Source organism: Peribacillus sp. YIM B13477 (assembly GCF_042787955.1).
Taxonomy (GTDB): domain Bacteria; phylum Bacillota; class Bacilli; order Bacillales; family DSM-1321; genus Peribacillus; species Peribacillus frigoritolerans.
Window position 1 is genome coordinate 251,865 of the sequence record NZ_JBHZPD010000002.1, and the last position, 14,421, is coordinate 266,285.

Consider the following 14,421-nt stretch of genomic DNA (forward strand, 5'->3'; position numbering starts at 1 on the left):
AAACGCTTTCATCTAAGTCTGCTGTTAGATTTTTAATTATCGTTTTTTTTTAGTACAGGTATGAAAATTTCACATCAGGCTGGTTGCACAAAAAAAAGACCATTCTAAAATTTTTTTATTCCAAAAAGAACTGGATTGAAAAAAATAGGGGCTGTGAGTGAGGATCACAGCCCATCATTATTTATATTAATTTGTTGAATCCGCCATTTCTATGCCGGAACTATCATAAAAACTTTCTTTTTTTTGATTTGATTTTTCCGTTAATGCATTAAATTCCTCATTTGCTTTCAAAACTTTTGTATAAGAGGTATTTATTTTCTCGATTTGCACTTGTAATTCATCCATTTTCAAATCCTCTTTTTTGAAAAGCTCATATAATTCACGATCATAAGCTAGACTTTGTTGATAGGCATCATATAAATCATCATAGGTGCTATAGCGCTCACTCATGATCTTTTTCATTTCAGTCGCTTCTTTTTTTATCTTTTCATCCTCTATTTTCCCGATTTGTTCATCTATTTGATTGAATTGTTCTTTTGAGGATTGCATACTGCTTTGTTCCTTTTCAATTATTTTTTCCCTTTCGTCGATATTCTTGGTTGCTTCATCTGAAAGCTCGACGATCTGTTCATAATCATCCAATCCAAGTTTAATGATTTTCTCATATTTTTCTTTTTCTTTTTTCTCCAAATCATTAAGCGGCTCTTGATTCTCGGTGAAATCACTTTCCTTTTCTGCAGTTTTCTCCAGGATTTTGTGGATTCTTTCTTCCGGTGAACCATTAAAACAACCAGTCAAGGTCACAAAAGAAAGAAGTAAGATAACAAGTGGACCAAAACGTTTCAACATAGACAACTCCTTCTGATAGTTCTTCGAAGATTCATGTTCCTCAATTCATTCTTAAGCCGCAGACATTTGTTACAATCATATTCCGAGCAGGTTTTTTTCATTACTGGGCGCTAGCCTACACCCTTTAAACCATACTGCATAGGCTGTAGGGACCGTTTCAAATTTGAATGGTCAGCATTTTAATAAATACAAAAACGGAGGTATGAAATTATGTATGGAGGTTTCAACCAAGAATGTTGTTATCCGGTTTCCGCTGCACCCAGCTATGGATATGGCGATGGTGGAGGCTGCGGCTTTGGAAGCGGCTTTGCCCTGATCATTGTCCTGTTCATTCTGTTAATCATCGTCGGCGCGTGCTTATGCTAACCAGGTAATTACTATTACCTTTACCCGAAAATGTTAACGATTTACCCTGATTCACAAAAAATGATAATATTTTTTAAATAGACCAACATGCAAATAAAATAATGGCAGGGATAGGAAATCATCGACTTGATTCCATCCCCTCCATTTTTCTTTCATTAAACCATTCATTAACTTTCAGCCTTTTTTTTGTTAAAATAACCTATACATATTATAAGAATTTTTATGGGGTGAAAGATTATGCTTACCATGGATGATTTTGTTAATGAAGACGATCCAATCTTAAGGCAAGTCGCGGTAGAGGTTCCGCTTCCGGCATCAAATGAAGATAAGCAACTTTTAGCCAGCTTGATGGAGTATGTCCAAAACAGCCAGAAACCTGATATTGCTGCTCTATACGGGTTAAGGGCAGGAATTGGCTTGGCTGCACCACAGGTTAATGTTTCAAAAAGGATGATTGCGGTTCATTTAAAAGAAAAGGATGATCAACTTTATAGCTATGCACTTTTCAACCCTAAACTCGTTAGCCATTCAGTCGAAAAAGCATACTTGACATCCGGAGAAGGCTGTCTTTCCGTAAATCGTCCCGTTTCCGGCTATGTGCCACGTTATGCCCGAATAACGGTTGCGGGTACGGACCTGGAAGGAAAACCGGTTCAACTCCGCCTGAAAGGCATCGCAGCCATTTGCTTTCAACATGAAATCGACCACCTTAATGGTATCATGTTTTATGATCATATCAATGCCGAAGACCCCTATGCCATCCCGGAAAATTCAATTGCGGTGGAAAGGTAACGTAATAAGCAAAACCCCCGTCTGTTGGTTGACAGGGGTTTTACTTTTTATATCAGTTCAAGTTCCTTCAAACCAAAAAGTATGCCATCATCATCGACATCCTTCGTTACAAAGTCGGCCTCTTGCTTCACAAGCTGACCGGCATTCCCCATAGCCACGCCATATCCCGCTACTTTTAACATCTCTATATCGTTTAAGCCATCTCCAAAGGCGTAAACATCCTCAAGAGCAAACCCGACTTTTTCCATTAATATTTTAATGCCTTCAGCCTTTGAACCCCCGAATGGAAGTACATCCGTCGAATACTCATGCCATCTAATGAAGTGAAAATCATCATATTTCCCAACAAAGTTCCCTTCTTCAGCTTCCGAACAGAATAATAAGGCTTGGTATATATCATGGTCCTCATAAAAATCCGCCACATGTTCAGGGTGGGGAAACTTAAGGCTGCTCAATGCTTCTTCAATTCTGCTATGATGTGGAACACTCGATTTCATTGTCTCCTCATTCATGAACACGATCGGTATTTCATTTTTTTCAGCATGTTCATGAAGGCGTTTTATCTCAGGTATGCTCAAAGGGTTTTTATAAACGACTTTCCCTTCAAAAACAACGTATTGTCCATTGAAACTTACGAATGTATCGATGCCAAGCTCTTCCCTTAAAGACTCGAACATGAACGGAGCCCTTCCTGTGGCAATCGCTACAAAAACCCCGCTATCCTGCAGTTGCTTAATGGCTTCTTTTGTTGAAGCAGGTAACTTTTTTTCATGATCAAGCAATGTTCCGTCAATATCAAAAAATACGATTTTCACTTGCGATTCACTTCCAATTCATTCATTTTTTCCTTTTTAATATGTAACCATTTAATAATTGTCATCAAGATAAGTCAAGTAACTCTATCGGCCCCAACTCAAAGTAACGTTTTTTATTCAAGAATGGGCATATACTATTCTTAATAGAAACCAACTCAGGCTTTCCAGATTACACTTCTCCCATCCTTCTGCCTCTTAAATCCCAGTTGCTTGTTTGAAAGAGCCTTTTTTTTCAAAAATGGGCCATGTACCTGTAAAGACGTATTTACATTATTGAATAATCCTATACAATAATAATTAAGGGAGCGTGATCGCCATGTTAAAAAAGCTTCGTAAAAAGCTTGTTAAACAGTGGAATGATCTTTTAAGAAAAAAATCTATCGCATGATTTGCCACTCATTCCTGCCTTGGCCGTCATCCATATGCGAATTTTTTTCGGACAGCCCTTCAAAAACTTGCGGAGGGCTTCTTCCTTGTTGTAAAGTTCTTGTTAGGCATTCTTTCTATCTTGGCTTTTATATGGTCTGGTGAATACATATTTCAATCAAAATATGAGTCGCTGTGTTTTCATGAAACGCTGCACACAGTTGTACTGTATTAATTTAGAAAGAAATCGTTTACGAAAAAAAAGATCCCATGATTTAAGTTTTACACATGGCAAAAACGGATAGGATATAAGATAGAGGAAGCTACAATTGGATTGATACCAGATTCGGCCATCTATTTTTTTATATACTTTTAGACATTGGTATATTTAATTCATCAAACCCCTTCCGTTTTTATGGCGGAGCTGGGTTTATTTTTACATGATGTTGAAAAACATGAAAAAATTGTTGTTTTTATATATAATGAAAAAAGCAATGCAAACAAGTGAGGAGAGATTAAAATGGTTTTTAAGGTATACTATCAAGTAACCATATCAGAGGTTCCCATCAGGGAGAATACTAAAACAATGTTTGTCGAAGGTGAATCCGTTCGTGACGTTCGTTTAAAATTAAAAAAAGAACCTTATAACGTAGAAATCGTACTACCCGTAACCGGAGCATATTTAGAATATGAAAAACAAAATGAAGATTACAAAGTATTGGAGCTATAATTTATGAAATTCGTAAAAAACGATCAAACAGCTGTATTCGCCCTGGGCGGTTTAGGCGAAATCGGTAAGAACACATATGCTGTTCAGTTTCAAGATGAAATCATCATCATTGATGCTGGAATTAAATTTCCTGAAGATGAACTCCTCGGTATTGACTATGTGATTCCAGATTACAGCTATTTAGAGAAAAATGTAGATAAAATCAAAGGTGTCTTCATTACCCATGGTCATGAAGACCACATTGGCGGGATTCCTTATTTACTTAGAAAAGTGAATGTCCCTGTATACGGCGGGAAGCTTGCACTTGGACTGCTTCGTAATAAATTGGAAGAACACGGCCTTTTACGCCAGACAACCATGATTGAAATCAGTGAAGATGAAGTGATCAAGTTCCGGAAAACGTCCGTCTCTTTCTTCCGTACAACTCACAGTATCCCTGACTCATATGGAATCGTCGTAAAAACCCCACCTGGACAAATTGTCCATACTGGTGATTTTAAATTCGACTTCACCCCAGTGGGTGAGCCTGCAAACCTGACCAAGATGGCTGAAATCGGTAAAGAAGGTGTATTGTGCTTACTCTCGGATAGCACAAATAGTGAAGTGCAGAACTTTACTATGTCCGAAAGCCGTGTCGGTGATACCATTCAAGACATTTTCCGCAAGGTTGACGGCAGGATTATTTTTGCAACGTTTGCATCGAACATCCATCGCCTTCAGCAAGTTGTGGAAGCAGCCGTGGCCAACGGCCGTAAAATAGCCGTATTTGGCCGAAGCATGGATTCAGCCATATCAATCGGACAAGATCTTGGTTATATCGTTGCGCCTAAAGATACATTTATTGATGTACAGCAATTGAATCGTATGCCTGCGAATAAAGTAACCATCCTTTGTACAGGCAGCCAAGGTGAACCAATGGCAGCACTGTCGCGCATAGCGAACGGCACTCACCGTCAAATTCAAATCATCCCTGGTGATACGGTAGTATTTTCATCTTCACCCATCCCAGGTAACACAATCAGTGTTTCCAGAACGATCAATCAATTATATCGTGCAGGAGCAGACGTCATTTCAGGTCCTCTGAATGACATTCATACTTCAGGACATGGCGGACAGCAGGAACAAAAGCTTATGCTCCGTTTGATAAAACCAAAATTCTTCATGCCAATCCACGGTGAATACCGTATGCAAAAACTGCATGCCCGCCATGCAGTCGATTGCGGCGTTCCGGAAGAAAATTGCTTTATCATGGATAATGGTGAAGTTCTTTCCTTAAGTGAGAACACAGCTCAAATCGCTGGTAAAATCCCTTCAGGTTCGGTTTATATCGATGGAAGCGGCATTGGGGATATCGGTAATATCGTTCTCCGTGATCGTCGGATTCTTTCCGAGGAAGGCCTTGTCGTTGTTGTTGTCAGCATCAATATGAAGGAATTCAAAATTGCATCCGGCCCTGACATCATCTCACGCGGATTTGTTTATATGAGAGAATCAGGAGACCTTATCAGCGATGCTCAATCCTTGATCACAAAGCATTTAAATAAGGTGATGGATCGCAAAACTACTCAATGGTCTGAAATCAAAAATGAAATTACAGACACTCTATCTCCATTCCTATATGAAAAAACGAAACGCCGTCCGATGATCCTGCCGATCATCATGGAAGTGCAATAAATAATAGAAGCCCAGCCATCATTTGGCTGGGCTTTTTTTGTTCAGGTTTGTAAATCCCCCACCTTGAATTCCACTCCAGGCACTCACTTTCCCCGACGCCTTAGAAGCCTGTGGAGTCTCCCTTACACGTCTCCCGCAGGATCTCGAATACCCGCTCCAATCAATTTTGTTTTAAAAGTTAGATAGAACTCCTTTTGTCACGGTCTTTCTTGTTTTAAAAATGGAAAGCTTCCGAAAGTAAACTGATAAGAAGCATGTATTTGTTGATTCCACACTTTCGAAGTACCGGAAACACAAGTTTATCATGTACGCAAAAATAAAAAAGGAATTGAGAAATTGTCAATGCAGGCTATTCTCTATAACTCCTTAAGATCCAAAAACAAAAAGCGCTGCTCGATTTTAGCAGGACGCTTACTTATTCCACAATTTTTTTTTCAAAGCGATTGATGTCCGAATCCGCGCCGATGACGATCAATATATCACCTTTATGTATTAAATCGCTCGCCTGTGGGGAAACATTAATTTCGTTCCCTCTTTTGATTGCGACTATATTCAGTCCATAGTGGGCACGGATATCAAGGTCAATTATCGAGTTTCCATTCATCTTTTGGCTTGCAACAATTTCGACGATGGAGTGTTCATCAGAAAGCTCCAAATAATCGAGAATATTATTGGAGACGATATTATGGGCAATCCTTCTCCCCATATCCCGCTCGGGGTGCACGACAAAGTCTGCCCCGATTTTACGAAGAACCTTCTCGTGATAATCATTTTGCGCTTTAACCGTAACATTTCCGACACCCAATTCCTTAAGCATGAGAGTCGTCAATATACTGGCTTGAATATTCTCGCCAATCGCTACAATGACGTGATCAAAATTTCGAATCCCTATATTCCTTAGTACATTTTCATCTGTCGTATCCCCTACTACGGCATGTGAAGCTATTCTGGCAAATTCATTCACTCGATCTTCGTCGGCATCGATAGCCAGAACCCCTAATCCTTCTTCAGCTAATGTCTTGACTATGCTGCCGCCAAAACGGCCAAGTCCAATCACCGCAAATTCTTTTTTCACAATAAGCCCTCCAACGTCATTCGTTCTTTCTTTAGAGCATGTTCTGCACTGAAAATCATTTTTATGCTTCGCTTCCTTTAAACGTTATATAATCCGTTAAGTGATCGATCGCGAGTTCAATGGCTTTTTCGTCTGGGCTTAACTTGGCGTGATGCAATCCGTATTCCGATGAAACCCCCAGCCAGAACATGAATCCTGGAATCTCCTTTAACATATAACCAAAATCTTCGCCAGTCATTGCTTCAGTACATTCATGCAAATGAACAGCAGTTGACTTCTCTGTGAAATCCATGAACTCCCGGGTCAACCGCTCTTCATTATATACCTGATGATACATCGCGCCATAGTCGATTTCAGCCAAGCACTCATATCCTACTTGTATACCATCCACAAGCGCTTTTATCCTAGACTTGACCTTTACCATCGATTCGGGGTTAAGAGTGCGTATTGTGCCCTCTAACCGCGCTGTCTCCGCAATAATGTTTTGAACGGTGCCTCCAGTAATCTTCCCAACTGTAATGACAGCTGAATCTAGCGGATTGACATTCCTGGAAACGATTGTTTGAAGTTGCCCTACAAGCGAGCAGGCCGCAATGACCATATCATTTGTTTCGTGCGGATAGGCTGCATGTCCTCCTTTCCCCCTCAAATCGATGAATAATTCAGATGTATTGGCAAATAGAAGCCCTTCTTTAACGGCAATCGTCCCAACTGGATACTCCGGAGCAATATGTAAAGCAAGGATCATATCAGGCTTCCATTTTTTCATCGTTTCCGATTTAAGCATTGGTTCAGCTCCGCCAGGACCCTCTTCTGCAGGCTGGAAGATGAATAGCAAGTCATCATCGATCGGATTTTCCGTGAAATATGTCAATAATCCCAAACTTATGCTCATATGAAAATCATGACCGCAGGCATGCATATATTCCTCGTGGTTGGATGCAAACGGCAATCCGGTTTCCTCTTTTATCGGCAAACCGTCTATATCAGCCCTGTAGCCAATGGTTTTTCGCGGGTTCATTCCCTTCACTTTCACGAATATCCCAGTTCGCCATGTTTCTATTTCCATTCGCTCCTGGGCCAGATTCGTTATGTAATTCAGTAGGTATTGCTGCGTCTTGAATTCTTTGAACCCTATCTCCGGTATTTGATGCAGATCACGCCGGATCTTGGCAAAAGGGTTTATTTTCACATTATTCCCTCCCTATACAGAAAGCGTGGATATAGTTATCCACGCTTCAGGCAATATTCACTAAAGAAATTAAAGTTGACGAAGTTCTTGCATGATTTCTGTTTTTGATTTTGTTTTTTCGTCAATTTGTTTAATGACCCTCGCCGGGATACCAGCAGCCACGGAATATGGAGGAACGTCTTTCGTTACGACGGCACCAGCAGCGACAACGGAACCTTCTCCGATTTTGACACCTTCCAGTACGACCGCATTGGCTCCGATCAATACATCATCTTCCAAAATGACCGGCTGTGCGGAAGGCGGCTCGATGACACCTGCTAAAACGGCACCAGCACCCACGTGACAGTTTTTGCCCACTGTTGCACGTCCGCCCAGTATTGCGTTCATGTCGATCATTGTACCTTCACCGATGACAGATCCAATATTGATTGATGCACCCATCATGATGACTGCGTTATCTCCAATGGAAACTTGGTCACGGATTATTGCGCCTGGCTCGATACGGGCTTTGATTCCTTTTAGATCCAATAAAGGAATGGCAGAGTTACGACGATCATTTTCAACTACATAATCCTCGATTTTTGTTCCTGCTGCATTGATCGCTTCTTCGATTTCAGACCACTCACCGAATACAACCCCTGTATTTCCTGTTATGAAAGTTTTAGAAGCTGGACCAAAATCCAGGCCTTCTAAATCGCCTTTGACATATACCTTTACAGGTGTGGATTTTTTACTATTCGAGATAAAAGAAATAATTTCGTTTGCATCCATTTTATTCATTCCGGGTAAACCTCCTAAATATGTATCATTACTCGTTTTAAATTTACCAGACAACAGCCGGCAAGACAAGTTGAATGTCACTCATATATATTATTCTGCCCTATTGACATTTTCGTCAGCGGACCTATAACATTCCTTGGTCGCGAATATGCTCTTTAACCACTTCCGTGAATGCCTGGACTTGCTTCAACTGGAAGGCAGATTCATAGCCGCAAAGCCATGTATCACGTTCGATTGAGTGGTTATGCCCATCCAATAGAGGGATTTTAAATACATTCGTATCTTTATCATGTAAAGTGATGGCTGGCAGGATCGCATATCCAATACCATTAAACACCATTTGTTTGCATGTTTCGATTTGATCAACGACTATGGTGTTTTTTGGTGTCGTTTGAAATTGCCGATGCCACCAATCTTGGATTTCCTGATAATAATTCGAATCGCTTTTAAACTGAATGAATGGACGGTCCGTTTCGAACACTTGATTCAGTTCCTTCATTTCAGTATCCACCAAATACAGCATATCCGTGAATAAATGCTGTTTTACGCCTTTCCAATCCGGTGCTCCCCTTATGATGCCAATATGCACTTGCCCTTCATACAAAGACTTTAAAATCTCACTGCTCCAGCCAGTGATCAAGGAAATTTTTGCATACGGATATTTTCGGACGAACTTTTTCAATACTTGCGGCAGCCAATTTTGACCGACAATCGAGGCACAGGCTATTTTCAAAGTGCCATATACTTCATGGTCCATGGCTTGAATACTTTCCCTGACCTTCTCTTCTTTTTCTATAACCTCATTGGCCAAACGAATTACCGCTTCACCTGCAGGCGTCAGTGACAGCCCTTTTTGTGAACGCAGAAACAGTTTCGAGCCCCAATCCTTTTCTATTGATTGTAAACGCTGGGATAAAGCCGGCTGGGAAACGAACAACCGCTCAGCTGCTTTTCTCATATTCATTTCCTGAGCAAGCACTGATAATAAATGAAATTCTGAAAATGACATACACACCAACCTCTTGATAATTAATTCTTATCATGCTGATTTAATTTATTTAAATTTTATTATCAACAAAGTCCGCTTATAATACAAGAGAAAAGGAACGGAGTGAATATCCTTTGACGATCATTTTATTGTTTGCCATCAGTTTTGCAGCATCCTTTGTCGGGACATTGGCCGGGAGCGGCGGCCTCATCGGCATGCCGTCCCTTCTTTTGTTAGGTCTACCCATTCACCAGGTTATTGGATCAGTCAAATTTCCCAATATGTTTTCTTCTTTTTCTAGCTTTTATATTTTACTCAAGAAAAAGCAGCTAAAATTGAAGGATGCCCTCCAGTTAATCCCATTTGCCCTTTTTGGTGGCTTATGCGCGGTCTGCTTGCTAATTCATTCTCCGAGAAGGCAATGAATTTGTTAGCCATCTGCCTTTTGACTGTCGCTTTGATCATGAATTTCATCAAAAAAGCACAACCTTCCGATGAATCGGATTGGCATCTCCCAAAAAAAGTTTATCCATCCCTATTCGGAATCAGTGTCTATGACGGAATGTTCGGACCGGGACCCTTTTTAAGAAATGGCGCCACCTACCTTCAATCCCTGGCCTTTACTAGATTCCAAACTTTCATTAGCTGTACAGCTGCATTCATTACCTATTTCATGGGCCGGTAACATTGCATGGGGGATTGCCATTTATTACACGCTCGGTTCCCTGATCGGATCACGGCTGGCCTTGCGTGTGGCTCAAAAAATCTCCACTTGACAGTTGAGATTCATTTTACATTCGGTCACGATCGCATTATTGATTCAATTGGTCATCAGAGTTGCATTTCCTTAAAACAAAGGCAAACTACATTAACGAGTCTGCCTTTTTCCTATGCCTTCTTATTCTTCCTTATTCTTTCTTAGTCTCGTTAGAAACAGGAAGCTGATTACAGAGAAGACTAGAACAATGAGATAAATCGTCTGTAAAGACAATGTAAGTCCTTCCTGTAAAACATTTACCACATTTTCAGGAAGCGACGTGCGTTCTTCACTGTTCAACAATTTATTTGCCGTATCTATCGTCACTCCCGATCCGGCCGGCGCATGCTCATTCAGATAAGCGTGAAGTCTCATATTCATGATTCCTCCAAGTAATGCAGCACCTACAGTATTTCCTAAATTACGCATGAACATATTGGAAGCCGTCGCAATGCCCCTTCGTTCCCAGCTGACGTTTTTTTGAATGACGACAATGAATGAAGTAGAAGTCAAGCCCATGCCTACACCGACAAAGAAGGATCCCATTGCGGCAATAATGGGCCCAGCTTCCGGCTTCATCCATACTAGGATCAGACTCCCAAGGATCAATGAGCCCCCTCCAAGAAGGGAGGTTGATTTAAATCCTATTTTCAACAATAACTTGCCTGACACCATAGATGCGATTGGCCAGCCAATTGACATGGCTGTCAATGTAAAACCAGCTACCGTAGGCGAGCGCTCCATCACGCCCTGAACGAATGTGGGGAGGAAACTTGATAATCCAATCATCATCACCCCTGTCGTCAAGGATACTAGGTTCGCAATCAGAATGGAACGCTCCTGCCAGATTTCAAATGGCATCATCGGTTCGGCTGCTTTCTTTTCCTGAAGAATGAATAGGATAAAGGTGATGATGGCCACTAATGCCAAGGATATGACAGGAGCTGAAGTCCATGACCATTTCACCCCTCCTTCTACGAGCAGCACCATAAGAGTTGATATGGACAATGTCAATAGCGTTGCACCTAGGTAATCGATATCACGTTTTTTCTTTTCGATATTTTCATGAAGGAATAACCAAATTCCAATAAAAGATAGTACGCCCAAAGGAATATTGACCCAAAAGACAAGTTTCCAAGTCAGGGATTCAACGAGCAAGCCGCCCAATGCTGGTCCCATTACCGCTGAAATGCCCCAAACGCTCGAAAGATACCCTTGAACGCGTGCCCTCTCTTCATTTTTATAGATATCACCAATAATTGTCGAGGCTACAGGTGCTACAGCTCCCGCCCCAAAACCTTGTACAAAGCGATAAATGATGAGTTCCGTCATTGAATTGGAAAAGCCGCAAAGAAGGGAGCCGATTAAAAAGACAACGATTCCAAATAATAAGACGGGTTTTCTCCCGAGTATGTCCGATAGCTTTCCGTAGATTAAAACTGTTACGGCGTTCATTAACAAATAGCCTGAAAACACCCAGCTGTATAGTGAAAAACCACCTAAATCACTTACAATGGCCGGCATTGCCGTCGAAACGATCGTTCCTTCAATAGCATTCATAAACATCGCTAACATGATGGCAGCCAATATGAAGGGACGTTTCAATTTTTTATTCTGCACGTTTGCACTATCCATTGCATGGCCCAATTTTTGCATCCTCTCCTAATAGATCCTACCTGTTAATAGCCTTCACCACTAACTGGATCAAATATGTAAAAAAACAAGAAAACTCGCCAACTGGCGAGTCTTGGGGTTAACCGTCATTTTATGCCTTGCTTATTTATCAGGTGTATTTTGTTTAAATACTTTTTTCAAGATTGCCCTTCTTGTTAAGATGCCTTCAAATACATGTTCGTCATTCTCCACACAGACAAACGGATGATCAATCAACAATTCCACACCCTTGGTCAATGTATCTTCAATATGCAGGCGAGGTATTTCTATATTCATTATTTCGGAAACTTTTTTATGCTCAAGATTATCAAATTCAATTCGTTCCAGTCCCAAGATTGAATCGAGAATGACTGGTGTGCTAATTAAACCATGCAGTTTATACATCGGATCTAACACAGGAATGGCCGTATAACCGCTCTTTGTTAATACCAATAGTGCATGTTCTAAGTTATTGGTTACCTGCACGTGGGCCACGCGTTCAGAAGAAATCATTAAGTCTTTAACGCTGGATTCCAATAAATCCCCATCATGAGTACCGATCATGTTAAAACCCCTTACCATATGTTTTTATATACAGCTCTTTCTATAGTTTAACATATGTAAGCAGAAAAGGCTCATTCCTAGACCAATAAAATCCCAATTGGCGGGATTCGCGAGAGACCCTTAGCCCTTACTAGTTTTGATGTTAACCTGTTTAAAACCGCATTCCGGGCATTGATAAATCACATTTTGGTTGGATTGCGCCGTTAATACATTTTCCATTTCCCTTTCCTCGCCGCATTCCGGGCATATTACCATCGGATTTTTCATTTACATCCCTCCAACTAATAAGATGTCGTAAAAATAACTACTTCATTCAGTAAAAATTGACCGGTTTTTCACAATAAAAAAGCCGCTTCCAATGGAAGGCGGCTTTTTGTGTTTTTTTAAGATTGAAGAAGATCAAAGATTTCAATGGTAATCATATCAATATTATCAAATTGATATTTTGATGATTTCCCTTTATCACTGTATACTTCAAGCTCGAACATTTCTGTTTTGCTGAAATATGTAACCTGGCACTTTTTCACACCATCTATTTCAAAAAAACGTTGAGCAGATTCAGATTCCTTCGCTTGCTCTTGAAGACTTTTCAATCTGGTAAGGATGCCCTGTAATTGAGACATACTCCCTCTCCTTTCTGAATAAAACCTTTTCGATAGGTTTCACTATACCATACTTTTCTATCCAGTAGCCACGCGGAAATAAATTCAGAATAATTTAAAACTTCATTCTTTACATGGCACTATTAACAGAATAAAATAAGGAATGGATTTTGTACATGAAAAATTTTCTGGGGGTAGATTCTGTTGCAAAACATTAGTGAGCTTGGTTTTCGAATTTCATTAATTGATGGTTTTGATTTGGATAGAAGAAATCGTACAGGAACATATGTAATTGCCGATGAGGACATCACCTTAGTCGAAACTTCCGCCAGCCCTTCCATCCCCCACTTAATGAAGGGGCTCGAACATTTGGGAATCGCCCTCGAAGATATTACATATATCATTCTTACCCATATTCATTTGGACCATGCAGGTGGAGCTGGACTTTTTTTACAGCATTGTCCGAATGCCAAAGTGATCGTCCACCCAAAAGGAGCAAGGCATCTAGAAGATCCAACTCGTTTGATCGCTGGGGCTAAAGCAGTCTATGGTGAAGAATTCAACAAGCTTTTCGATCCGATATTACCCATACCTTTTAAAAAAATGCTGATTAAACAAGATAGGGAATCCCTAAAATTAAGTGATACTTCCACGTTGACCTTTTATGACACGCCAGGACACGCGAACCATCATTTAAGCATATACGATTCGGTTTCAAAAGGGATGTTTTCAGGTGACACCGTAGGCATCTTTTATCGTGAACTCGATGAAGAAGGTTTGGAATTTTACTTACCGTCCACATCGCCAAACCAATTTAATCCCGACGCGATGCTTGCTGCAGCGGAATTGTATGAAAGCATTGGCGTCGAACGTATATATTTTGGCCATTACGGCGTATCGGAAAACCCTAAGGAAGTATATAAACAACTTCATTACTGGCTGCCTAAATTTGTGGAGACTGCCAAATCGGCATATAGGGAATATGCTAGCTTCGAGGATCAAGTGACAGCAACCAGTAAAAATATTTTCACGGAAGTCGCTGTTCATTTAGGCGAAAAAGGAATCACTGCTGATCATCCAGTTTTTGAAATCATTGCCATGGACTTGAACGTTTGTTCCATGGGATTGATAGACTATCTTGTAAAACAGGAGAAAGATCGGTAAAACGATCCTTGAGGTTTATCCCTATTCAAATGTCTTGGCATTCTCTATAATGAA

Annotated in this window: 17 protein-coding genes; 7 read left to right on the plus strand and 10 right to left on the minus strand. The window is 40.5% G+C overall.

Translation table 11 applies throughout. The features are described 5' to 3' along the window. Window positions 1-186 precede the first annotated feature (186 nt). Window positions 187-849: a YkyA family protein gene (locus ACFX4H_RS07915; protein ID WP_034314066.1), complete on the minus strand. Its 663-nt coding sequence runs from the start codon at window positions 847-849 to the stop codon at window positions 187-189. Between the two features lie 210 nt (window positions 850-1,059). Here ACFX4H_RS07915 and ACFX4H_RS07920 point away from each other — a divergent pair, with 210 nt between their 5' ends. Together ACFX4H_RS07920 and def are read left to right on the plus strand one after the other, a co-directional pair. Next, window positions 1,060-1,215: a YjcZ family sporulation protein gene (locus tag ACFX4H_RS07920; protein WP_063576945.1), complete on the plus strand. Its 156-nt coding sequence runs from the start codon at window positions 1,060-1,062 to the stop codon at window positions 1,213-1,215. 237 nt (window positions 1,216-1,452) lie between these two features. Beyond that, window positions 1,453-2,007 carry a peptide deformylase gene (gene def, locus ACFX4H_RS07925; protein WP_034314067.1) on the plus strand — a complete coding sequence of 185 codons (555 nt, stop codon included), beginning with the start codon at window positions 1,453-1,455 and terminating at the stop codon, window positions 2,005-2,007. Between the two features lie 47 nt (window positions 2,008-2,054). Here def and ACFX4H_RS07930 read toward each other — a convergent pair whose 3' ends face one another. After that, the gene (locus ACFX4H_RS07930) at window positions 2,055-2,822 is read right to left on the minus strand and encodes a Cof-type HAD-IIB family hydrolase (RefSeq protein WP_034314068.1); all 768 of its coding nucleotides are present in this window, start codon (window positions 2,820-2,822) and stop codon (window positions 2,055-2,057) included. Window positions 2,823-3,708: 886 nt separating this feature from the next. On the opposite strand from ACFX4H_RS07930, the gene ACFX4H_RS07935 reads away from it, so the two are divergent. Both ACFX4H_RS07935 and rnjA read left to right on the plus strand, forming a co-directional pair. Then, complete coding sequence (locus tag ACFX4H_RS07935) at window positions 3,709-3,918, plus strand: DNA-dependent RNA polymerase subunit epsilon (protein WP_034314070.1); 210 nt, start codon at window positions 3,709-3,711, stop codon at window positions 3,916-3,918. Window positions 3,919-3,921: 3 nt separating this feature from the next. After that, window positions 3,922-5,592 (plus strand): ribonuclease J1, encoded by a 1,671-nt coding sequence (gene rnjA / locus ACFX4H_RS07940; RefSeq protein WP_034314071.1) that lies wholly within the window; start codon window positions 3,922-3,924, stop codon window positions 5,590-5,592. A gap of 415 nt (window positions 5,593-6,007) precedes the next feature. On the opposite strand, the gene ACFX4H_RS07945 is transcribed toward rnjA, so the two are convergent. The 4 genes from ACFX4H_RS07945 to ACFX4H_RS07960 form a co-directional block, all read right to left on the minus strand. Beyond that, window positions 6,008-6,667: a potassium channel family protein gene (locus ACFX4H_RS07945; RefSeq protein ID WP_034314073.1), complete on the minus strand. Its 660-nt coding sequence runs from the start codon at window positions 6,665-6,667 to the stop codon at window positions 6,008-6,010. 61 nt (window positions 6,668-6,728) lie between these two features. Beyond that, on the minus strand, window positions 6,729-7,853 hold the full coding sequence (locus tag ACFX4H_RS07950) for an N-acetyldiaminopimelate deacetylase (RefSeq protein WP_377435283.1): 1,125 nt from the start codon (window positions 7,851-7,853) through the stop codon (window positions 6,729-6,731). 75 nt (window positions 7,854-7,928) lie between these two features. Beyond that, complete coding sequence (gene dapD, locus ACFX4H_RS07955) at window positions 7,929-8,639, minus strand: 2,3,4,5-tetrahydropyridine-2,6-dicarboxylate N-acetyltransferase (RefSeq protein WP_191928534.1); 711 nt, start codon at window positions 8,637-8,639, stop codon at window positions 7,929-7,931. Between the two features lie 124 nt (window positions 8,640-8,763). Beyond that, a complete protein-coding gene (locus tag ACFX4H_RS07960) occupies window positions 8,764-9,648 on the minus strand; it encodes a transcriptional regulator CcpC (RefSeq protein WP_034314080.1) in 885 nt (294 codons plus the stop codon). Window positions 9,649-9,761: 113 nt separating this feature from the next. Between ACFX4H_RS07960 and ACFX4H_RS07965 the strand changes: the two genes are divergently transcribed. Both ACFX4H_RS07965 and ACFX4H_RS07970 read left to right on the plus strand, forming a co-directional pair. Further along, entirely contained in the window at window positions 9,762-10,052 is a 291-nt protein-coding gene (locus ACFX4H_RS07965) for a TSUP family transporter (RefSeq protein ID WP_377434870.1), read from the plus strand. Continuing rightward, window positions 10,049-10,312 (plus strand): hypothetical protein, encoded by a 264-nt coding sequence (locus ACFX4H_RS07970; RefSeq protein ID WP_377434871.1) that lies wholly within the window; start codon window positions 10,049-10,051, stop codon window positions 10,310-10,312. The genes ACFX4H_RS07965 and ACFX4H_RS07970 overlap by 4 nt, the downstream gene beginning before the upstream one ends. 213 nt (window positions 10,313-10,525) lie before the next feature. On the opposite strand, the gene ACFX4H_RS07975 is transcribed toward ACFX4H_RS07970, so the two are convergent. The 4 genes from ACFX4H_RS07975 to ACFX4H_RS07990 form a co-directional block, all read right to left on the minus strand. Continuing rightward, window positions 10,526-12,040, minus strand: a complete 1,515-nt coding sequence (locus ACFX4H_RS07975) for an MDR family MFS transporter (RefSeq protein WP_377434872.1) — start codon at window positions 12,038-12,040, stop codon at window positions 10,526-10,528. Window positions 12,041-12,160: 120 nt separating this feature from the next. Then, on the minus strand, window positions 12,161-12,601 hold the full coding sequence (cbpB, locus tag ACFX4H_RS07980; protein ID WP_034314084.1) for a cyclic-di-AMP-binding protein CbpB: 441 nt from the start codon (window positions 12,599-12,601) through the stop codon (window positions 12,161-12,163). Window positions 12,602-12,721: 120 nt separating this feature from the next. Beyond that, entirely contained in the window at window positions 12,722-12,868 is a 147-nt protein-coding gene (locus tag ACFX4H_RS07985) for a hypothetical protein (protein WP_094246583.1), read from the minus strand. A gap of 116 nt (window positions 12,869-12,984) precedes the next feature. Next, window positions 12,985-13,224 carry a YkuJ family protein gene (locus ACFX4H_RS07990; RefSeq protein ID WP_034314086.1) on the minus strand — a complete coding sequence of 80 codons (240 nt, stop codon included), beginning with the start codon at window positions 13,222-13,224 and terminating at the stop codon, window positions 12,985-12,987. Between the two features lie 183 nt (window positions 13,225-13,407). On the opposite strand from ACFX4H_RS07990, the gene ACFX4H_RS07995 reads away from it, so the two are divergent. Continuing rightward, window positions 13,408-14,367, plus strand: coding sequence for an MBL fold metallo-hydrolase (locus tag ACFX4H_RS07995; RefSeq protein ID WP_377434874.1), 960 nt, complete (start codon window positions 13,408-13,410; stop codon window positions 14,365-14,367). Window positions 14,368-14,421 lie beyond the last annotated feature (54 nt).